This is a genomic window from Bdellovibrio bacteriovorus, from assembly GCF_048286975.1.
GTDB classification, from domain to species: domain Bacteria; phylum Bdellovibrionota; class Bdellovibrionia; order Bdellovibrionales; family Bdellovibrionaceae; genus Bdellovibrio; species Bdellovibrio bacteriovorus_H.
Genome location: NZ_JBLVRT010000001.1, coordinates 266230 through 286626 on the forward strand (window position 1 = coordinate 266230; position 20397 = coordinate 286626).

Genomic DNA, 20397 nt, shown 5'->3' on the forward strand with positions numbered 1-20397 from the left:
TGTCCGAAGCGGTTTGGTCCTAAAGGCCCTCTGGGGCGCTCTATGTAGATATAAGGAGAGTTCATGGAAGGACCTCGTTCCCCCCTGGAAGCTGAGCTTCCTCAGGTTTTGGATTTCCTCAACAAAAAGCTTCGCAATGATGCCGCTTGGTCCATTGCTGCGGAATATCCAACGGCCTTTTCCTCTAACAACTTGCATAATATGCGTATCATCGCCGATGAGGGCTCCGTACTATCCCACGCGGTCATGAAACCGCTTATCATTAAAAGCCCCCATGTGATCTTTAAAGTGGGCGCGATTGGTTCTGTTGTTACCGACGATCAGCACCAGGGTCAGGGCTACAGCACGCAGATCATCAACGACTGCCTGAAGTCCGCGACCGAGCAATCCTGCGACATCGCGATTCTTTGGACGGACCTGTTTGATTTCTACCGCCGCATGGGCTTTGAACTTGCGGGATCTGAGGTCAGCTTTGTGATCGAGGAAAACTTTGATGTTCCGCCGATCAATCTGCGCTTCTCTACCGACAACAAAGTGTCGCCGGATGCGATTTACCGCCTTTATGCGGCTCATTCCGTCAACTCTGTGCGCACGATTGAAGAAACCAGAAAGTTCCTCTCAATCCCGCAAACAAAAGTATACACTGCCTGGGAACCGACCGGTCAGCTGGCGGCTTATGCGATTGAAGGCAAAGGTGCGGATCTGGGTGGCTATATCCATGAATGGGGCGGCTCGGTTTCCAAACTGATGGCACTGTTTGCATTCATTCGCGCCCAAAAAGATCAGCCTTACACAATCATCTGTCCACGTCATGCAACCAACCTGATTCAGGCTTTGCAAACCAAGGACGTGACGATGAATCACGGTTATCTGGGCATGATCAAACTGGTGAACTTTGACCAGCTGGCAGCCAAGATCAAACGTGCATTCCGCGCTGAAGGCATTGCCGACATCGTGCTGGAAAAACATCCCAACCACTTTGTTTTCGGGGTGGGCCAGGATCTTTACACCATTAATAACGAAACAGACATGGTGCGCCTGCTGTTTGGCCCGGTGGACTTCCGCGGCCTGGGAATCTTCAAAGAAGAAACCGCGAACAAACTTGAAAAAATACTGCCACTGAATCTGTGGATCTGGGGATGGGACTCTATATGAACCGATTTTTAAAACCCCTGCTGCCTCTGCTTCTGGCAGCGACCGCTGTGTCATGCATTAAAACTCCGGAGCTGGAAGAGGAGGAAAACCCTTCATCTTTGGCGCAGGTTCAGGATTCTTTGTCTGAAGCCTGGGGTTCTGCGGACCCGATGACCATGACTCCGAATGATTTCCTGCTGCAGCAGACCTTCCGCAAAATTGAAACTGGCGAAGACCGTATGCTTTTGCAGGAAGGCATTACCATTTCCAAAAAAGAAGAGCGCGCCAATGACTGGTTGTACACGTACCTGTACCAGACCGAGTCTTTGACCTCTGACGGCAACACCCAGCAGTCCACCCGGGAAGATCACCGCTCGGTCACCAAAGCGGAACCAGCGATGGAAGTCTTCGCCCGTGCTCCGAAATTGAAAGGTGAAATATCCGCCAAAGCCGATGACCTGCAAATGTCTCTGGGCTTTGAGCGTTTGATCGGCCTGGCTTATGCCTGCCAGCTGACAAGCGAACAGATGAAAATCTGCACGGAAACTCTTGGCTATGACAGCTGCGAGGTGAAGTGTTCCAACCTGCAGGTGACGGAAGAAATGCGCCCGGCTCCGGATTTGATGAAAACTCAGGCCAACTGCGGCGGACTTGCCAACTGCACCATGAAAGTGAAAACCGTTTCATTTGACTGGGCTGCTTACTATAAAAAAGGCGAAGCCACCGAGAAGCAGAAGGTCAATTACAGCATCTCCATTACTCCGGACCTGCCATTCTTCTCTCGCGTGACGGATTACTGCTATCGTGCGCTGGCGCAAGCCGGATCACAAAAAGCTCTCGTGACTGTCTGCACTCGATTGAAAAATTATAAACCGGGCGGCACCTAGTCCGCCCCGCGATTCGTTGCCAACACCTGGTGAATCTTGTAGGCTAAAACCTCCTGTGGAGGTTTTATGAAAAAAATTGCCGTTGTACTTTCCGGCTGCGGTCACCGCGACGGAAGTGAAATCACTGAATCCGTCAGTTTGTTGATCGGCCTTCACCAGGCTGGTGCCGAAGTTCACTGCTTCGCACCTGATATTCAGATTCCCATCACCAATCACATCAATGGCGAAACCCAAAACGAAAAACGCAGTCTGCTGGCTGAAGCAGCCCGCATCGCCCGCGGCCACATTCAAAGCCTGGACAAACTTCACGCCAAAGATTTCGATGCCGTTGTGTTCCCCGGCGGCTATGGTGCTGCGAAGAATCTGAGCAACTGGGCAGAAAAAGGGGCCCAGTGTGAAGTGAATCCGGATGTAAAGCGGGTGATTCTGGAATTCCACTCGGCCAGCAAGCCTATCGGAGCCCTTTGTATTGCTCCGGTTCTGGTGGCAAAAGTTCTGGGCGACAAGAAAGTCACGGTGACCATTGGTGATGATGCAGCCACGGCGGCGGAAATTGAAAAAACCGGAGCCATTCACGAAGAGTGCCCGGTGAATGACTATATCACCGACCGCGAAAGCAAAGTGGTCACAACTCCGGCTTACATGTACGGAGATGCAAAACCGAATGAGGTCTTTGCCGGCATCTTTGGCTTGGCCCACGAAATCGTGGAATGGGCTTGATAGATATTGGATATTAGAGATTAGAAATTGGCGTAAGCCGTAGGACGTTAGAGGATTTTGAGTATGAAGAAAATTGTGGCTTTGATTTTTGGTGGCAAGTCTGCGGAGCATGAAGTTTCTTTGCGTTCAGCTAAGAATGTGGCGGATGCTTTGGATAAAGACAAGTTTACGCCCGTTTTGATTGGGATCAGCAAAGAAGGCAGCTGGTATCGCTTCCCGGATATGGGTGTTTTCACTGAAGCGACCAAGATTGTTGATAGTGCCCTTCCTTCCAAGGCAGAGCCGGTGGCTTTGATGTCATTGCAAGGTAAGCCGGTTCTTTATTCTTTGAAAGATCAGTCCAAGACCGCGGTCGACGTGGCCTTCCCTATTCTGCACGGAACCATGGGTGAAGATGGAACGATTCAGGGACTGTTTAAGATGGTTCAGCTTCCGTTTGTGGGTTGCGGCGTGTGGTCTTCAGCGGCGGGCATGGACAAAGAGATCATGAAGCGTCTTTTGGCCGTGGCGAAAATTCCCAATGCCCGCTATCTGCTGCTGACTCCGCATCAGAAAAACGATTACAACGAAATCGTAAAGGAACTGGGCTCCCCGTTCTTTATCAAACCGGCCAATGCCGGATCTTCTGTCGGCGTTCATAAAATCAAAACGGCTGAAGACTTTGTCGTGAAGCTGAAAGATGCTTTCCAGTTTGATACCAAGGTGCTGGCCGAAGAATTCATCCAGGGCCGCGAAGTGGAGTGCTCCGTGATGGGCCACAACCACGCTCCCAAAGCCTCTTTGCCGGGCGAGGTGATCCCGCAGCACGAATTCTATTCCTATGAAGCCAAATACATCGATGACAACGGCGCCCTTCTGAAAATTCCGGCAGAGCTGTCACCAGAGACCACCAAAGCCGTGCAAAAGATGGCCGAGCAAACATATCAGGCCATGGGTTGCGATGGGTTGACCCGTGTGGACTTCTTTATTCGTCCCAACGGAGAGTTGTACATCAACGAAATCAACACCATTCCTGGTTTTACCAAGATTTCAATGTATCCTAAAATGTGGGAGGCCTCGGGCCTGAACTACAAGGAATTGATCACTCAACTGATTCAATTGGGCTTTGAAAAGTTTGAAAGCGAGCAAAGCCTCAAGACCAGCTACTTAGATTAACTTTCTGCAATAATCGCATTAAAGACCCTGAAAGTTTTCAGGGTCTTCCTTCCTATGTCCTGAAGCGCCGTTAAAAATTATTTTTGTTTATTTAGTCGTCCATTTAGTCGATACACTACTATCATGGGCATCAGACGTTTCTGGAAATATCTTTCGGTCGCAAATAAGCTGTATATCGTTATCGGCGTCATGGCACTGCTTATTGCCCTGGAGCTTTTCACGCTTTATTTTGCCATGAATTCTCTTTCTTCGGTGCGCGCATTCGTTGCCGGGGAAAGCATGTGGTCAAAGGGGCAAAAAGACGCCGTCATCACTTTGCACAAGTATGCCCGCACCCGTGATCCGCAGTTTTACACCACCTTCCAGGAAAACGTGCGTGTGCCTTTGGGTGACAGCAAAGCACGCAGTGCTTTGGAGGAAGCTCCACCGGACACAGCAAAAGCCAAAGAAGGTCTGCTGGAAGGAAAAGTTCATCCGGATGATATTCCCGGTGTGATTTCACTGGTGCTGAGATTTCATAATTTCAAACACGTGAAAAAGGCCCTTGAGATCTGGCGCGAAGGTGACCAGATGACTCAAGAGCTGATTGTCATGGGTGAAAACCTGCACATGCTGATTCAAAAAAATGCGCCCGAATCAGAAATCTTCAAAGCCCTGAACAGTGTCGATGATCTGAATGACCGCCTGACCGTTCTGGAAGCGTCGTTTTCTTACACTCTGGGTGAAGGTTCGCGCTGGCTGGAAAACATGCTGATGGTCACGCTGATCTTTGCCGTGCTGATTGTCGAAGGCACCGGCCTGTTCCTGACGATCAGCTTCAGCCGCAATCTTTCCAAAGGTCTTTCCGAACTGAACACAGCCGCACACGAAGTGGGCGAGGGTCGCTTTGATGTTCACGTGCCGGTTCGCTCGGGCGATGAACTGGGGCAGCTGGCTGAGTCGATTAACTTAATGGCCCACCATCTAAGCAGCAGTATCGGTGAACGACAGCAGGCGGAACAAGCAAGTCAGCTGAAAAGTTTGTTCCTGGCCAACATGTCCCACGAGATACGCACACCTTTAGCGGCGATCATTGGCTTTTCGGATTTGCTGAAAGAATCGAATCTGGATGAAAGTGAACGCCTGCAGTACGTGAACATTATCCACCGCACGGGCGAACATCTGACCCGCATCATCAATGACATTCTGGATCTTTCCAAAGTGGAAGCGGGTCACTTGGAAATGCAAAGCAATCCGGTGAATCTGAATTCACTGCTGGAGGACCTGCACATCCTGATGGTGGCTCGTGTGGGCGACAAACCCGTGCATGTCGAGTTCAACCGCCGCGGCATTGTGCCCGACATGATCCGGACGGATCCTTTGCGTCTGCGCCAGATCCTGACCAACATCATCGGGAACGCCATCAAGTTCACCGATCAAGGGTATGTGCGCATGACCTATGAAATCTCCGGCAACAACCTGCTGTTCACCATCAAAGACACCGGTGTTGGGATTTCATCTTCGCAAAGATCGAATCTATTCCAGGCCTTCTCGCAGATCGACAACTCGGTTTCGCGCAAATATGAAGGCACCGGCCTGGGGCTGGTTCTGTCCCGCCGCCTGGCGCAGATGATGGGTGGTGACGTTGTTCTGGAAGACTCTGAACCAGGCAAGGGCTGCACTTTCATTGTTCGAATCGCTCTGGATATCCCGAAAATCCACACGGCGAAAATCGCCCCTGCTCCTGCCAAAGAAGTTCATCTGGGCGAACAGCTTTCATCCACTTCCATTCTTTTGGTCGATGACGTTGAAGACAACCGCCTTTTGATTCAGCGAATGCTGGCCAAACGAGGTGCTAATCTGACATTGGCGACAAACGGGCAGGAAGGCCTGACCAAAGCGCTGGAGAAGGAATTTGATATCATCCTGATGGATATTCAAATGCCCGTGATGGATGGCTACACAGCCACCCGCAAATTGCGTCAGGCCGGTTATACCAAACCGATTATCGCCCTGACGGCGCACGCGATGAAAGATGATCGCGACCGCTGCCTTGAAGCTGGCTGCACGGACTATCTGACAAAGCCCGTGCAGGTGGAATCACTGATTCATACGATTTTGACTTATTCGATGGAAACCACTTAGATACATTCGATGATCTTCTGACGGGTGATGCAGACAGACTGCAAAGCCCCCGGGGGGCCTGGCTGACCATTAACGCCAGCATGACCTTCCGGTCCTTGGTTTCCGTCCAAAGCTTTGTATGGACAAAGAAGGAACGTTCCGTCCGATCCTTTCACCATCCCCATCGCTTTCCCGCCATAACCGCCCGGCCCACCTTTAGCTCCGGAGCCTCCTGCGCCGCCCATGCCGGGATTGCGATAGTGATCCAACTGAAATTCTTTCCCAGACTGTATCACCACTTCCAGAGTGCCACTGTCGCCACCCGGCGAACCATTGCTGCCGGATTTGCCTGTACGACCTCTGCCGCCGTCTTTTCCACTGGCCAGTTCGAAATCCTCGCCAGATTTCGCGCACAGGGCGAATTTACCGTTTTCTCCAGCAAGTCCTCGCATGGATTCATCTGGCGCGGCTCCGGCGCTCCCAGCTGCGCCGTCCTGCCCCAGCATTTGAATTCGCAAAGAGCCTTTAGCCGTTCCCACATCCAACAGAATATGTCCGCCATGGCGTCCGGACTGACCAACACCAGCTTTGAATTCTGTGGGCAGGGTTTGAATTCTTGCACCGTCGGATTCCAGGCGATCGATATGCAGGCGCACGCGGTGACCCATGGTGTATAGGACGGCGTTCTTTTTCAGAATAACCTCCTTATAGTGAAATTCCAGTTCCTCCACAGGCCAGATTTTAGGGGCTTTGCGCAGCTCCAGCTCCAGTTCGACCCTGTTCAAAAATGCACCGTTAAACAGGTACATCTCACCATCCACCACCATGCGACTGACCTTATTGACCTGAACCATGGGTTTTACAGGGGCTGAGTCGTCTTTGTCCCTCACCTCCACGCATCCAGTTGTTAATGTCAGGCCCGCCACCAAAAATCCAAGCATTCCGTATTTCATATTAATTCCTTTCAAAAGTTGAACATCGCTTGGGTCCTTACAAGTTCCGCCCCGGGGCCGATTGAGTATAGCGGATTACCGCAGTCGGATTCCGGACCTTGGCCTGTGAACGGGTTTTGCAGTGGCACAGAGATGCTCTGGGAAAGAGACTTCGTCAGGATGACGATGAACTGCCAAGGATTTGAGGCGCATGAATTACAACAAGATCAACTACTTTGAAAAAGCGGACTCTCCACAACACCGTGAGTTCATCATTTCCCAAAACAATTGCATACTTTGCGGCACTGTCCTGGAGCTAAAACACATTGCCGACCGGGAAGTTTCTGAAGTGAAGGAAGAGGCTTTTTGCCCTCATTGCGAAGTCAAAACCCGCAACCGCACCCACGTTCTGAACTAGGGTCCGGTCAACTTTTCGACGGGGATTTCGTCACCTCTTTGACGTTACAGTGTCCCCGTCAAGATCTTAACATCCGAATAGAAGGTGCCTGACCAGGCCCTGTCCGGATTTCCGAAGCTGGATTGTTTGAATCCAAAGACATTGCTTTCGGAATTGGGCTGCCATTGATTCAGCCACACTTGTGCGCAATCCAATTGCGAAACCACCTTACCCAGTTTTTCCTGAGGACCCCAGACCACCGCGGACTGAGCCAGGTAAGACGTGTTCGCCCATTTTAGAATTTCATGTTGATATTTGACCGGAGTCATCAGGAACAATGGCCCCTGCAACTCATCCTGCTGCAGCACCGAACAGTTCGGCAGATCCAGCATCATCACCGGCTTCATGTGAAAACCTGTGCCCGGACCGTTGTCGCCACCGGAAAGAACTTTGCCGTGTTCGACTTTGCCTTCCTGAACTTTCTTCTGCAGTTCTTCGCGACGGGCGGACGTGATCAGAGGCGTCCATGGGGATTGGCCTTTCGGGTCCATCAAAGGTTCCAGCTTATCAAGATAAGCCTTCATCGCCTCGATAAACTCAGCCGACATGGATTCCAGAAGGAACAAACGAGAACTGTTCCAGCAAAGTTGGCCCTGACCCAGCAGGAAAGAATTCATAATATCGGCCATCTGTGACTGATAGTCAGTTCCTGCCAACACCACGGAAGAGTTCTTCACACTGCCAGCCAGTTGAAGTTTCTTAAACTGCGAAAGACCTGCTTTGGCAATTTGTTCCATGGTTGAGGTCTTCCCTACAGCTGTCACCGCATGAATGCTGGGGTGACCCGCCACGATCTTGCCGACTTCCGCATCACCTTGAAGCAACGCCACCGCACCCGCCGGGACTTCTGCTTTCTGCAAAGCTTCGCCCAGAATTTGCGCTGTGATCGGTGATAGTTCCGAGATCTTCACCACACATACATTCCCCGCCGCCAAAGCAGGGGCCATGCGCTCGATCACCAAAAGCAAAGACAGATTCCACGACGTGATGATACCCACAAGCCCCACGGGCTGAGGCAACACCTGAGCTGGCAAAGGCTGATTCAGACTTGCCGCCACGTCTTTAAGAATTTTGATAGCCGGAAGCAGACTGTGCTGCAGAACAAAACTTTGTGGCAGGCCCTGATGAAGAGCTTCCTGATAGGCATACTCAGAGGATTTTTCTTCCAGCGCTGAGGCCAGCTTCAGCAAAAAAGAAGCACGGTCAGACAACGGAAGTTCCTTCATCACCGGTGCAGCTTTTTTAGCGGACTGGATGGCTTTGATCACATCCATGGCATCCGACGCCGTCACGCGCGCCAGTTCCGTGCCATCAAAAGGAGAAATTTTTGCGAAGGTTTTCTGACTGTCGGAAGGGACAAACGCCCCTCCGATAAAGTTTTGCAGTTCCAACGAAGATCCTAGTATAAGTTTTGGTTTCGATACTGCATCAGGTGATGCGCCAACATGTCGGCTTTAAGTATCTCATCCGCCACTCCCAGTTCAATCGCTTTTTGTGGAGCATAGGGAAATTGAGCTTCTTCCGGGTGCTGCACCACGCTGGCACCACCGCGTTTTTGCACTTCCACCAGGCCATCAACGCCGTCTGTGCCGAATCCACCCAAAAGCAAAGCATACACACCTTGTGCGTAAGACTGCGCCGCAGAGTTGAAAAGCACATTCGCTGACGGTAATTGTGACGCCACGGGAGCCCCTTTTGAAAGACTCAGTACCGGGCCCTGAGGACCGGTCACAATTTTTCCGTGATGTTCAGCCGGGATAAAGTAAACATGACCCATTCTGAGGAAATCACCGTCTTTACCCACCACCGGTGTGACTTTGGAGCCGACTTTCAACTTACTGATGAAAGCCGTCACAAAGTTCGCCACCGTACTGCACGCCACCACCACTGGAGGCGTGTCGGCCGCCAGGCCTTTGACAAACTTTTCCAGCGCATCCGCGCTGCCGGCATTTCCACCCAGCACCACCACTTTCAACTCGGCCGCACGACGACGGGTCGGAGTCGCAAAGGTTGTGGTCTTGATTTCCTGAGGCGCCGGAGTCTCTTTCAGCTTTTTTAGAATATTCACCGACGCCGCTGCGCGGACTTTGTCCACCAGCATGCCCGCCAGATCCTTCAGAACTGCCGGATCAAATTGCGAAGGCTTGTGCACAAATTCGACCGCACCAAGCTCCAGGGATTTCATGGCGGCTTCCCCGGTACTGGCCAGTGAAGAGACCATCACCACCGGGATTGGGTGATGCTTCATCAGCTTTTCCAGGAACATCACGCCGGACATTTTCGGCATCTCGATATCCAAAGTCAGCACGTCGGGTTTTTTGCTTAAAATCATTTCACGGGCCTGATAGGCATCGGCAGCAGAGCCGACAACTTCAAGTCCGCTTTTCGTGAAGATATTTGTAAATAAAGTTCTCACAGTTGCCGAGTCATCGACCACCAGCACCTTCACGCTTTTGGCCACTGCCAAGGGTCTGAAGCCAGAGACATCCACAGGTTTATCAACACTGCCACCGGAAGAATTGTGAATAACATCGAAAGTCGCGGTGTTCATTTTGATCGTGCGCGCGGATTCACCGGCAACATTTCTTTCCACAACAGGAATACCACAATCACGCAGCATCTTTTCCGCAAATTCGATATTGCGCTTGCCGATACCTTCCCCGATCTGGGAAACGCTGATGACATTGCCGCCACCATAAATCTTCGCCTGCAGGCGGCCTCGATTGGCCCCCAGACGCACACACTCTTCAATCAGCAAGGGAATAGCGTGGGCACCATAGCGGGTGTTTTCGCGTTCATCGGGCATGCCGTCGGCCAGCAGATAGTGATTCAAGCCACCAATACGGGTCGTGGGATCATGCAAAGCCACCGCCACGCAGGAACCCAACAAAGTGGAAATCACGGTCTCTTCTTTAAAGGCCGCAAGTTTACCGGGAAACAGATAGTGAGTGTTCATCAAGCCACCAGTTTTTCTAGATCCAGAACCATAATACTGCGGCGGTCTTTGATGAAAAACTGGTGCACAAAGTTCGCAGACATCATAGTGGATTGGTTTTCAAAATTTTGCAGATCGGCTTCTTTAACACTGATCATATCCTCGGTGTCCGTAACCTGCAGACAGAAGCGAACCCCCTGTTCTTCACAAATCACATAGAAGAAATTATCAGCATCCATTCGGGCAAAGCCATGATCCTGAAGGTTCACCACCGGCACGGCCTCACCGCGGAATGGAATCACCCCCAAAAGCCCCTCTTTTCTTTCAGGCAGATCAAACAACGGCAGCTTGCCGCTGATTTCGATCACACTTAAAATCGGCACCGCAAACTCCTGCGCCCCCGAACGGCAGTGCAGAAGCAGAATTTCACGCAGGTTTTGCGCATTCAGTGCAAAACGCGTCGCCAGATCAGCGGTGTCGGTCTTATCAACTCCCAGAGCCTCAATATAGCCTTTCAGAGTTTTCAAAGCTTTGATCAACTCCGCAGCCCCTTCCAGGTTGCGGCTCTTTTCATCAAAACCTTCCAGCCATGCAGCCAGATATAAAAACTCATTGGTCTTGGCGTCCACGGCCCAGGCGCGCGTTTGTTCGCTCACCTCAGACAAGATACGGCGCCACAACTTTTCATCAGTCAGATCGATGAATTTGTCGATCTCCCTGATCACGCTGTCCAGGAAATAGGCCTTGAGTTCCGCTGTAAAGTCATCACCGAAGAAATCACTCATGCGGCCTCCTCGTGCACCTTCTGTTCATACATCATCAAAGCCATCATTCTTTCCGGATCCACAATGTAAGTCACTTTTTCATCCGCCAGGATGGAAATGCCTTTGAAGCCTTTTTGTTCACCGATCATGGGGCCAAAGGATTTCACGACCAGATCCGTCTGGGCCTCGATACGATCCACGAGAAGGGCAAACACAGCCTCTTTCAGGCGGATAAACACAGCAGAAGACCTGCGAACCGCCTCTTCCGGAATGGACGTGCGCAGGTTCAGGATCTCGTGATAGTTCAAAATAGGCACAGTCATTCCACTGAACTGGCAATAGCGCAGATGATCCACAGTGGTGATCTGCAATTCGTCACAGGATGTGATGTGGGCCACGGATGTCAAAGGCACCGCCAACTGGTAAGAGTTCCACGCACATAGCAAGGCGCTTTCCACCATGATGTGCTGAGGAATTGGTATTTCCAGATGGAATGTCGCCCCGGCCCCCGGGTTGTTTTCGATATGAATACGGCCTTTGTATCTTTCCACCGTGGAAAGAACAATATCCATCCCGACACCGCGACCTGAAATCGTAGTGACTTTTTCTTTGGTCGAGAAACCGGCGCTGAAGATGAATTTGTAAATCTGTTCATCACTCAAAGCTTTGGCATCATCTTCTGTCACCAGAGCATTTCTAACCGCTCTCTGAAGAATGCGCTCGCGATCCAGGCCTTTTCCGTCATCTTTAAAGACCACATGAACGGCACCGTTTTTTTCATGTACATCCAGGTTTAACAAACCAATAGTGGGTTTCCCCTGCACGGCTCGTTCAAATTGATCCTCGATCCCGTGATCGATGGAGTTCCGCACCAGATGCACCAGGCATTCATACAGATCCTTACCGAGACCCTTGTCGATCAGAAGATCTGAGCCGGTAAATTCCAAATGAACACTTTTGTTGAGTTCAGTCGAAGCCTGACGCACCAGCAACGGCAGTCCGGACAGACTGTCACTGGCCTTTTCCTTGCGCACACTTTGCACCTGGCTTTGGAACTGATCGCTGATTTTACCCAGATTCTGAGCAAATTCATTTTGACGACGCTCAAAGACCTCCGGCTGTATGCGGAAGTTCACGGTCTGATTCATCATCTGGAAGAAGTTTTTCAACACCAGAAGTTCACCGGACAAGCGCAGAAATTCATTCAGTTGTTTTACCGACAGCCACACACCTTCGTCATCGGCAGCGGATACAGCACGACCCACTTGAGGGCGCGGACTGCGAACGGCGGACTCATCCCCGAAATCAAAGACTCCGTAGGCAGAAATAACCTCAATGGCTTCACTGAGCTCTTCCGGATAAACTTCACGCTTGTCGCGCAGGCTTTGCGCCAGAACTTTCAGGATGCGTGAACTTTTCAGGAACAGATCGATGCAGGCTTTGGTGACCGGACGGGATTCGCGTTTGATTCGGGTAAGCAGCGCTTCGAATTCATGTGACAGGGAGCCCAGCAGCTGACCGCCGGGAACAGCGCCAACACTGCCTTTGATCGTGTGAATTTTCCGGAAAAGCACATTCACCTGATCCTGATCTTCCGGATTGTTTTCCAGCTTCAAGATCAGAGTGTCGAGGTCTTCCAGAATTTCCTTGGACTCTTCGAAAAACGCACGGGACACCTCTTCGACCTGTTCAAAGTCGATAAAGGCAGAAAGATCCACCTCTTGGCTGTCCTGGGGTTTGTTTTCGTCCGACATATTAGGGAATTTATCGGTATTTCAGGGATTTAAGTTAGAACGGACGGCGGTTTATTTAGGCTAGATTTGAATTACAAGTGGTACAAATAAGAAGAGCGACCTTACGGGCGCTCTTAGGTTTATGATTCTTTCGAACCCTCGGCGAAGGTCTAGGCGTCCTAAGAGGACGTCACCTCCGCCTTGGTTATGTCTACGTTTTTAACCATAAGCATCACCTCCTTACCAGCCCCAATAGAAGCTTAGATTAGATGATACTATGTTCGAACTGTGTTTTGCCACAAATCTGAGGTCCAGTTTTCACGCAATCAGTTCAGACTGAATCAAGTCATTACAAAGACTTGATGAACTGAATCAAAGCGGAACGATCCGCTTTGGGAAGTCGTGCAAATTTGTTTTTGGAGTATTCAGCCTCACCACCATGCCACAAGATCGCTTCTTCCAGATTACGTGCACGACCGTCATGCAGGAATCCCGCACGCGGATTGATGGTTTGCGTGTGCCCCATACCCCAAAGAGGACGAGTCTTCCATTCGCGTCCGTCAGCATCGAAATCCTGGCGACCGTCAGCCAGACCATCCCCCATGTCATGCAAAAGCATGTCGGTGTAGGGATAGATCTTCTGATTGGCAAACGCTTTGATCGGATGATCGCCAGTCGTAAAGCTTGGCTGATGGCAAGTTGTGCAGCTGACCTGATGGAAGATCCCCGCACCGCGGATCACTTCGGCTTCCGTCACCCCTCGACGAGCCGGCACAGCCAGGGTCTGAGAATAAAATACTATATCGTTGGCAACCTGATCAGTCGCTTCCACACCGGCGTGAGGTTCACGTCCGCTTCTGTAAGCTTCATACAAAGGAGTTCCCGCAATGCTTTCATCCGGGAAGGCATAGTTCGTCACGCCGATATCACCCCGCAAAGCCCCCAAAGACTGGTGCAATACGGATGGAGTGTTGTTCTTCAAGCCGAACCGGCCCATGGAAACCGGGTACGGATCACCCGCCATGCTTTTTTCGATATCAAACACCCAGTTGGCTTTTCCAGAAACACCTTCCGCAGAAAGATCACGCTGGGCCAATGCCAGAATATCGGATTCTTTGATCGCCTCAAGCAAACCGAGACCAATCATCGGAGTCCCGATACGCGCACCCATGCGAACGTCTTTTTCATAAAGACGGCTTTTCATTTCACCAGTCACAGAGTCGAAGTATTCGTCATACGCGCCAGTGACTTTGAACACCGGCTTGCGCAATTCAACCACTTCCCCATCAGGATAGGTGAACTGGGTCTTTTCATATTTCATCCAGACTTGCGCCTGACCTGTCCCCGGCAGATCCTCACGAACCCCCAAAGAACCCAGGTGGAACAATTGATCCGAGAAACCCGGAACCGGCACTGGAGCACCAAATTTATTTTCTTTTGTTTTTGGCTTCTTCACGCCGTCTTCGATGCTGATACGCAGGAAGACCGCTTCATTCTGGCGCAAAGGCACCCACTCTTTATTGAAGGGGACTACCGGCAAAGCCCCGCGGCCATCTTTGGCGTGGCAGGCATTACAGCTGGTGTTGTTGTGGACCGGACCCAGACCGTATTCAAAGCGGTTCGGATCATCAGAGAAATTTCTCTCAAAAAGAGCATCCCCCGTCAGGTGACGAGCGATCTCTTCTTCAGACAAATTTGCAGCCGGGTTACGGAAGGCCCAGATGGACTGGCCTTTGAAAAACACTGTGGTCTCGCCACCGGATTTCTCCGCATGAACATAGTCCATGTCAATTTGAGGAGCAGCTGTCGCCACCCCTGCCATCAAATTCAAAACAGTCAGTACAATCCAAGCCTTCATATATTTCCCGATTACATGTCCAGAGTCGGAAGAACTTCAGACTCCAGTGTTGCGTGAAGTGCATTCAGAGCATCAATTGCCGCCTGCGTGCGGGCGCGGCCTTCTTTAGTCAAGATCGCCTGACCGAAGTCACCACCACCTGCTGGACGGATCGCTTCGATCAAAGCGATGCAGTTCAGGATGTCAGCTTCAACACGAGCCGCCAAAGACGCATCCACTTTTTCAACCAAAGCTTTTACGCCCGGGCCTTTGTTGTTTTTGTAGTGGCCAGTGTAGATGCTGTAAACGGAACGGATGTTGTGCTGGAAGTCTTTCAAAGAATTCCAGGCAAATGGAGATTCAACCAGCGCCATGTTCGCAGAACCGATGTCAGCGCCCATTGGGTCAGACATTTTACCGTTGGCAACTTCGTCAACGATACCCATCATGCCCTGAACGAATTCTTCCATGACGGCTCTTTCAGAAGAGTAGAATTCATTGTTCAAACCCGGAGTGCTGATCACTTTTACATAACCTGGAGCCGCTGGGTTTTCCGGATCATAGTTCGTCGTCCAAGCGTGCGCCAGTTCCGCCGTGTGCTCTGCCAAAAGTTGTGCACTTGCTTTCAAGTACTCAAGTTGTTTTGCAGTCAAAGAAGCTGCCGGTTTTGTGTTGGAAACTTTGCCGTCACCGAACAACAGATATTCCAAAGTGTGGAAACCCTGAAGGTTGGTACCCAGTGCGCGAACCAGATCAACTGTGATCTTGCGGTTGGAGGACATAACAGAGTCCAGGTCCAACTTGTTCAAAGGCCAAGTGTCCAACAAAGGATCGATACCCAAAGAGTCCACCGGACCGAACAGGAAAGACTCAGAGCTTTCCCAAGGGATACGAGCTGCACGCCAAGCGGCTTGAGCTTTATCCAGATTTTCCTGATTGGTGTTGGCTGCCAAAGCGTCAACGGCTGCAGACAATTCCGCAGTTTTAACCGCCAGGTCGTTGTAAGTCGCAAGAATCACATTGTAAGAAACGTGATTGATAATTTCTTTGTTGGTTGCAGCTTGAGCCGTCGCACCGGCGAACGCCACTGCTGCCAACATCATTTTAAGAGCTTTCATTTTAAGTCTCCTTGGTTGTTAATAAAAAATTTAAATTACTTTTCAAAGGCGGACAGATCGAAACCGAAGGCCACGTTGGCCTGGTAGGTCTCAGGCAAACCTTCCAATTCGGTTTTGTCGCGGGCATACTGTACCTTCATGAAGGCCGCCGTGTCCCACATCCACATGAAACCACCCGACCGGCGGCTGACATCGTAACGCGGATTTTTAACGATGCTGCCCTGAACATCTGCAAAGGTGTTCACGTGTTCGGCTTTCAGGAAGAACACCAGACCCGGAGTTTCCCAGTCATAGGAAAGCTGCACGGATTCCAGACGGGCTTTGTGACCCAGTGGCGCAAACGCCTTTGGTTTCGCCAGACCACCCAAGGTGGCGTTGGCTGCGGATACTTTGTCTGAATTGTCCAGAGAACCCTCGATGTACTCCGCTGCGATACCAAGACCTTTCCATTTGTAGTTGCCCATCACGGATGTGATGCGGACTACAGCAGGAACTTTCAGTTTGTCGACTTTGTAGCGGTTGTCCGTGGTGTCACCAGAGTACTGGGAAACCGCGATGCCCGCACCTTTGGAGACGGAGCCGAATTCAAGACTGAATAACGTCGCCAGATTGTCGGCGTTCATACTTTCAAAGTGGCGCTGATAACCGCCGCCCACCCAGGAGTAGGTACGGAAGAACTCTGAATTCAAACCGCTCACCAAAGACACGCGGCCGGTGAAGCCTTTGTATTTTTGCTCAATGCCCGCGCCGGTTTCAGTCCAGCCCAGTGGAATCATACGGCCTTCAAGATCGGACGCCAGAATGGTTGGGTACTTGTGCGGCTTGGTCAGCACAGAGCCCAAAGAGATGAACAAAGGGAACTTACCGAAACGCACCGACGTGTCGGTCCTTTTGAAATCCTTTTTATAGTAGATTTCGTGAAGAACAATTTCCCCACCCTTTTCGATTTCCTGTTCAAATTCACCGAACTCTTCAAATGGGTCGAATTCGATGGTCGTACCGACACCACCGTGTTCAATTTCAACTTCGAACTCAATTTTGGAGCTGTCAGTCAGTTTGTACTCACCTTCAAAGGCGAACTCCGCCAGATCCATGGAACGACGAACGATAGGCTCAAGATTCTGAACGGTTTTGAAAGTCTCGCCCTGAGTGAAAGAGATGTAGCCATAAGATGTGAACTCGAACTGTGGGAATTCCTTCTTAACTTCTGTCACAGTGGCGACTTGAGTGACTGCCGGAGCCACTTCCGCGTTAGTGGTGGTTGTTGTAGTGGTTTGCTCCTGCGCCTGGGCAGCAGAAGACATGGCAAAAATAAGTGCAAGGGCCCATTTCATTTATCTAGTTCTCCAGTGAGGCCCGTTTGTAGGCCCGCCCCTGGAAACTGTAAAGGCCCCCACCCTATTTCGAGATAAGTGAGAAGGCCTTGAACGCCAACTGAAAGCTTAATGATAAGCCCACCCTAGGTGGCGGAAACTCCTGAATAATTGGAAAATTCTACTGGGTTAATGTGGCCAGATAATCTGCCACAGAACACGGTCGCAGAGAGCCCAAACCTTGTCCTGACCATAGTGACTGAAACTCGGTACGACCACTTTCCTGCGCTTTTTTTCTTAGAGGTGTGGTCAGCCAATGCTGAATTGGATAGTCGGGAACATCGGAATCATAAACTTTCATTTCGCGAGAAAAACGATTGGCCAAACCCCTTGCCCATCGCCCCGTGAATCCTTTGATCAGTTCCGTGTCTTCTGGTTTTCCCTTCAGCAAAAGCTCGCGGTATTCCTGAGCAGCTCCACTTTCATGACAAACCAAAAATGCCGTTCCGATTTGCACAGCGCACGCCCCGGCTTCCAGCATCTTGCGAAGATCATCGGCAGTTACAATGCCACCGGCCGCGATCACCGGAACTTTTACTTTGAGTGAAATCTCACGCACCAGTTCCAGAGCCGGCACCAACGGGAACTTGCCGTTCAGGAAAGAGCCCCGGTGCCCACCGGCCTCCAAGCCCTGCGCCACCACCGCATCACAGCCGTGCTTGCGCAAATACTCGGCTTCTTCCACGCTGGTTGCAGTACCCATGACAAAAACATTCTGAGACTTCAGAGCGGACATTTCAGCGGGCTTCAAAGTTCCAAAAGTGAAACTGAAGGCTGCCACCTTTTCATCTAGTACGACAGCGAACTGTTTCTGAAACAGGCCCGGGTCATAGGCAAGCTCTGGTACGGATTCAAAGCCCAGCTGCCGATAATAAGGCAGCAGATGCTTTTTCATTCTTTCAACCTGGGGCAAATCCACAGCCGGTGACGTCGGAATAAAAAGATTCACCGCAAAGGGTTTTGTCGTAAGATCCTTTACCTTTTGAATCAACGTGCGCAAAGACTCCGGGGACATATAGCCGGCCCCGATTGAGCCAAGTCCCCCGCCATTGCTGACAGCGGCCACCAATTCCGCAGTGGTGTATCCCCCGGCCATCGGTCCCTGAATCACAGGTAATTTTGTCAGTGGCCAGCGGGATGCAGTCATGTCGAACCTCGTTATTTGAACAGAAATTTAAAACGCGGGACTTTTTGTCCGTCGACTTCAACGATCTCATTCCACATTGGCAGCGGACGGCACCACAGACGACCGACGGAGTTGTTGTAAAGAGATTCATAGAACACCATCTCGTCCAGACTTTCACTGTGACGGCCGACGCCGATCACACGGTACTGTTTGCCGGAATAATGCTGATAGATACCGCCAGCAACGATGTCGTGGGCTGTTTCTTTAATCATGGCCGCTTTCAGACTGCTTCAACAGCGTCGTTCGTTCCTGTTTGTACAGATCAAAGGCCTCTTTGATGATCTTCAGGGTTTCCGGCAGATCATGGAAGCCTTCGACTTCGACCTTTTTGTTTTCAAGACCCTTATAGATCTCAAAGAAATTACGGATTTCCTTCAACTGGTGCGGCGCCAGATCCTTGATCGAATGGATGTGCGCCATCTCGGGATCATCTTCATGCACCGCAATGACCTTGTCGTCCATCTCACCCTGATCCAGCATGCGCATGCAACCCACCGGACGGGCCCGCATGATACTGAGTGGATACACTTGCGCCTGACCCAACACCAGAATGTCCAGCGGGTCATGGTCACCACAATAAGTGCGCGGGATAAAGCCGTAGTTGGCGGGATAGTGAACCGAGCTGTAAAGCACCCGGTCCACTTTCAGAAGGCCTGAAACCTTGTCCAGCTCGAACTTGGTTTTGGATCCTGCGGGAATTTCAATCAGCGCGGTCACCACTTCCGGAGCTTTTTCTCCGGGACTCAAATCATGCCAGGGATTCATAGGGCCTCCGTATTAAGTTATTTCATCGCTTCCAGGTGTTTGATGATTTCAGACTGGATCTGTTTCATCTCAGCATCGGAACGGCGCTGGGCGCGTTTGAAGTCCAGATCCGGAATGGACCATGCCGGGATCAGGTGCAAATGATAGTGCGGAACTTCAAAGCCTGCGACAATCTGACCCACACGCGGGGAACCTGACGCCTTCAAAATAGCTTTGCCGATTTTCTGGGAAACTTTGTGAAGGTGAGCGTAGGTTTCAGTAGGCACTTCAGTCCAATGGTTGATTTCTTCTTTGCTGATCACCAGCGTGTGTCCCAAATTGACCTGATCCAACGCGAGGAAGGAAAGGATGCGGTCATCCTCATATATTTTGTAACAAGGGAATTCGCCGGAAATAATTTTGGTGAAAACTGAAGCCATGAGGTCTCCTTACATTTACTAAAAACTCTGGAAAATCATGCCTGATCCCACGGGCTTTGACCAGCTTCAACACCCCGGGTCCCCGTTTCAAACCGGGACATTGGCCCAGCTTCCACAATTGCTCAATACTCCCCGGTAAGAATAAGACCTGAGACAACCACGAGGCCTATGGTAGGCTGGAGACTATATGAGCACTATTTTTCTGCTTGAAGATGACCCAGTAATTGGCAAAGCCGTCCAACTGCAGTTGGAACTCGAAAACTATAAAGTAGAGTGGGTGCAAACCCTTGCTGATGCCAAACGCCAAAACGCAGAATGCAAAGCAGATCTTTATCTTTTGGACATCAACCTTCCCGATGGCAGCGGGATGGAGTTCTGCAACTGGCTGCGCGCCCAAGACCAGAAAAATCCCGTGATCTTCCTGACCGCACGCACTGATGAAGAAAGTGTTGTGCAGGGCTTTGACCAGGGTGCCAATGACTATGTTCGCAAACCCTTCAGTCAGCGCGAACTGATTGCCCGCATCCGCAACCAGCTGACTGACAACAAGGCCACATTGGAACTGGTTCGATTTGCCGGCCTGACCCTGATCAAAAATCAGCAGGTGCTTAAGAATGGTGAAGCGCTGATCAATCTGAACCGTCGTGAATTTGAAATCCTGACGACGTTCTTTGAACACCCGGAAACAATTGTGACCCGCGAACAGCTGATAGAACGCCTGGCTTCGGGCGAGGAAATATTTGATCGCACCGTAGATTCCCACATCAGCCATATCCGTTCCAAGCTGACCAAAAACGGTGTCACCATGGTGAAAATCAATTCCGTCTATGGCCAGGGCTATCGCCTGGAAAAAGCCGTTTAATCCCCATCCCTCCGCAG

General features: G+C 50.9%; 19 protein-coding genes. 7 read left to right on the forward strand and 12 right to left on the reverse strand.

Annotated elements, in window-relative coordinates; genetic code table 11:
- The first annotated feature begins 63 nt into the window (after positions 1-63).
- The 5 genes from ACNQKP_RS01320 to ACNQKP_RS01340 all read left to right on the forward strand — a co-directional run bounded on the left by ACNQKP_RS01320 (position 64) and on the right by ACNQKP_RS01340 (position 6020).
- Positions 64-1155, forward strand: a complete 1092-nt coding sequence (locus ACNQKP_RS01320; protein WP_417862321.1) for a GNAT family N-acetyltransferase — start codon at positions 64-66, stop codon at positions 1153-1155.
- Entirely contained in the window at positions 1152-2021 is an 870-nt protein-coding gene (locus ACNQKP_RS01325; protein WP_417862324.1) for a hypothetical protein, read from the forward strand. Before ACNQKP_RS01320 ends, ACNQKP_RS01325 begins: the two co-directional genes overlap by 4 nt.
- A 66-nt stretch (positions 2022-2087) precedes the next feature.
- On the forward strand, positions 2088-2741 hold the full coding sequence (elbB, locus tag ACNQKP_RS01330; RefSeq protein ID WP_417862326.1) for an isoprenoid biosynthesis glyoxalase ElbB: 654 nt from the start codon (positions 2088-2090) through the stop codon (positions 2739-2741).
- A 63-nt stretch (positions 2742-2804) separates the two neighbouring features.
- On the forward strand, positions 2805-3896 hold the full coding sequence (locus tag ACNQKP_RS01335) for a D-alanine--D-alanine ligase family protein (protein WP_417862328.1): 1092 nt from the start codon (positions 2805-2807) through the stop codon (positions 3894-3896).
- A gap of 123 nt (positions 3897-4019) precedes the next feature.
- Entirely contained in the window at positions 4020-6020 is a 2001-nt protein-coding gene (locus tag ACNQKP_RS01340; RefSeq protein WP_417862329.1) for a response regulator, read from the forward strand.
- On the opposite strand, the gene ACNQKP_RS01345 is transcribed toward ACNQKP_RS01340, so the two are convergent.
- Positions 6017-6952, reverse strand: coding sequence for a hypothetical protein (locus tag ACNQKP_RS01345; protein WP_417862330.1), 936 nt, complete (start codon positions 6950-6952; stop codon positions 6017-6019). The two genes, ACNQKP_RS01340 and ACNQKP_RS01345, sit on opposite strands and share 4 nt — an antisense overlap.
- A gap of 190 nt (positions 6953-7142) precedes the next feature.
- Between ACNQKP_RS01345 and ACNQKP_RS01350 the strand changes: the two genes are divergently transcribed.
- Positions 7143-7349 (forward strand): hypothetical protein, encoded by a 207-nt coding sequence (locus ACNQKP_RS01350; RefSeq protein WP_417862331.1) that lies wholly within the window; start codon positions 7143-7145, stop codon positions 7347-7349.
- Between the two features lie 44 nt (positions 7350-7393).
- Here the strand turns inward: ACNQKP_RS01350 and ACNQKP_RS01355 are convergent, their stop codons facing one another.
- From ACNQKP_RS01355 to ACNQKP_RS01405, 11 genes are all read right to left on the reverse strand, one after another.
- Complete coding sequence (locus ACNQKP_RS01355; protein WP_417862332.1) at positions 7394-8779, reverse strand: aldehyde dehydrogenase family protein; 1386 nt, start codon at positions 8777-8779, stop codon at positions 7394-7396.
- An 8-nt stretch (positions 8780-8787) separates the two neighbouring features.
- Positions 8788-10344 (reverse strand): chemotaxis protein CheB, encoded by a 1557-nt coding sequence (locus tag ACNQKP_RS01360; protein WP_417862334.1) that lies wholly within the window; start codon positions 10342-10344, stop codon positions 8788-8790.
- The gene (locus ACNQKP_RS01365; protein WP_417862335.1) at positions 10344-11108 is read right to left on the reverse strand and encodes a chemotaxis protein CheW; all 765 of its coding nucleotides are present in this window, start codon (positions 11106-11108) and stop codon (positions 10344-10346) included. Before ACNQKP_RS01365 ends, ACNQKP_RS01360 begins: the two co-directional genes overlap by 1 nt.
- On the reverse strand, positions 11105-12841 hold the full coding sequence (locus ACNQKP_RS01370) for a chemotaxis protein CheA (protein WP_417862336.1): 1737 nt from the start codon (positions 12839-12841) through the stop codon (positions 11105-11107). Before ACNQKP_RS01370 ends, ACNQKP_RS01365 begins: the two co-directional genes overlap by 4 nt.
- Before the next feature lie 328 nt (positions 12842-13169).
- Positions 13170-14678: a di-heme oxidoredictase family protein gene (locus ACNQKP_RS01375; protein WP_417862337.1), complete on the reverse strand. Its 1509-nt coding sequence runs from the start codon at positions 14676-14678 to the stop codon at positions 13170-13172.
- A gap of 11 nt (positions 14679-14689) precedes the next feature.
- Positions 14690-15775 (reverse strand): imelysin family protein, encoded by a 1086-nt coding sequence (locus tag ACNQKP_RS01380; protein WP_417862338.1) that lies wholly within the window; start codon positions 15773-15775, stop codon positions 14690-14692.
- A 35-nt stretch (positions 15776-15810) separates the two neighbouring features.
- Complete coding sequence (locus tag ACNQKP_RS01385) at positions 15811-17109, reverse strand: hypothetical protein (protein ID WP_417862339.1); 1299 nt, start codon at positions 17107-17109, stop codon at positions 15811-15813.
- A gap of 160 nt (positions 17110-17269) precedes the next feature.
- Positions 17270-18295, reverse strand: coding sequence for an NAD(P)H-dependent flavin oxidoreductase (locus ACNQKP_RS01390; protein ID WP_417862340.1), 1026 nt, complete (start codon positions 18293-18295; stop codon positions 17270-17272).
- Between the two features lie 11 nt (positions 18296-18306).
- Entirely contained in the window at positions 18307-18546 is a 240-nt protein-coding gene (locus tag ACNQKP_RS01395) for a DUF1653 domain-containing protein (protein ID WP_417862342.1), read from the reverse strand.
- Positions 18539-19099, reverse strand: a complete 561-nt coding sequence (locus tag ACNQKP_RS01400; RefSeq protein ID WP_011163142.1) for an inorganic diphosphatase — start codon at positions 19097-19099, stop codon at positions 18539-18541. The genes ACNQKP_RS01395 and ACNQKP_RS01400 overlap by 8 nt, the downstream gene beginning before the upstream one ends.
- 17 nt (positions 19100-19116) lie before the next feature.
- Positions 19117-19518, reverse strand: a complete 402-nt coding sequence (locus ACNQKP_RS01405; protein ID WP_417862344.1) for an HIT family protein — start codon at positions 19516-19518, stop codon at positions 19117-19119.
- A 187-nt stretch (positions 19519-19705) separates the two neighbouring features.
- On the opposite strand from ACNQKP_RS01405, the gene ACNQKP_RS01410 reads away from it, so the two are divergent.
- Positions 19706-20380, forward strand: a complete 675-nt coding sequence (locus ACNQKP_RS01410; RefSeq protein WP_417862346.1) for a response regulator transcription factor — start codon at positions 19706-19708, stop codon at positions 20378-20380.
- The last annotated feature ends 17 nt before the right edge of the window (positions 20381-20397 follow it).

Excerpts from the sequence above, each read along its gene's own strand:
- ACNQKP_RS01360 (WP_417862334.1), bottom strand. The coding sequence starts at position 10,344 with ATGAACACTCACTATCTGTTTCCCGGTAAACTTGCGGCCTTTAAAGAA.
- ACNQKP_RS01395 (WP_417862342.1), bottom strand. The coding sequence starts at position 18,546 with ATGATTAAAGAAACAGCCCACGACATCGTTGCTGGCGGTATCTATCAG.
- ACNQKP_RS01340 (WP_417862329.1), top strand. The coding sequence starts at position 4,020 with ATGGGCATCAGACGTTTCTGGAAATATCTTTCGGTCGCAAATAAGCTG.
- ACNQKP_RS01350 (WP_417862331.1), top strand. The coding sequence starts at position 7,143 with ATGAATTACAACAAGATCAACTACTTTGAAAAAGCGGACTCTCCACAA.
- ACNQKP_RS01400 (WP_011163142.1), bottom strand. The coding sequence starts at position 19,099 with ATGAATCCCTGGCATGATTTGAGTCCCGGAGAAAAAGCTCCGGAAGTG.
- ACNQKP_RS01385 (WP_417862339.1), bottom strand. The coding sequence starts at position 17,109 with ATGAAATGGGCCCTTGCACTTATTTTTGCCATGTCTTCTGCTGCCCAG.
- ACNQKP_RS01375 (WP_417862337.1), bottom strand. The coding sequence starts at position 14,678 with ATGAAGGCTTGGATTGTACTGACTGTTTTGAATTTGATGGCAGGGGTG.
- ACNQKP_RS01410 (WP_417862346.1), top strand. The coding sequence starts at position 19,706 with ATGAGCACTATTTTTCTGCTTGAAGATGACCCAGTAATTGGCAAAGCC.
- ACNQKP_RS01370 (WP_417862336.1), bottom strand. The coding sequence starts at position 12,841 with ATGTCGGACGAAAACAAACCCCAGGACAGCCAAGAGGTGGATCTTTCT.
- ACNQKP_RS01390 (WP_417862340.1), bottom strand. The coding sequence starts at position 18,295 with ATGACTGCATCCCGCTGGCCACTGACAAAATTACCTGTGATTCAGGGA.
- ACNQKP_RS01405 (WP_417862344.1), bottom strand. The coding sequence starts at position 19,518 with ATGGCTTCAGTTTTCACCAAAATTATTTCCGGCGAATTCCCTTGTTAC.
- ACNQKP_RS01325 (WP_417862324.1), top strand. The coding sequence starts at position 1,152 with ATGAACCGATTTTTAAAACCCCTGCTGCCTCTGCTTCTGGCAGCGACC.
- ACNQKP_RS01345 (WP_417862330.1), bottom strand. The coding sequence starts at position 6,952 with ATGAAATACGGAATGCTTGGATTTTTGGTGGCGGGCCTGACATTAACA.
- ACNQKP_RS01320 (WP_417862321.1), top strand. The coding sequence starts at position 64 with ATGGAAGGACCTCGTTCCCCCCTGGAAGCTGAGCTTCCTCAGGTTTTG.
- elbB (WP_417862326.1), top strand. The coding sequence starts at position 2,088 with ATGAAAAAAATTGCCGTTGTACTTTCCGGCTGCGGTCACCGCGACGGA.
- ACNQKP_RS01335 (WP_417862328.1), top strand. The coding sequence starts at position 2,805 with ATGAAGAAAATTGTGGCTTTGATTTTTGGTGGCAAGTCTGCGGAGCAT.
- ACNQKP_RS01380 (WP_417862338.1), bottom strand. The coding sequence starts at position 15,775 with ATGAAAGCTCTTAAAATGATGTTGGCAGCAGTGGCGTTCGCCGGTGCG.
- ACNQKP_RS01365 (WP_417862335.1), bottom strand. The coding sequence starts at position 11,108 with ATGAGTGATTTCTTCGGTGATGACTTTACAGCGGAACTCAAGGCCTAT.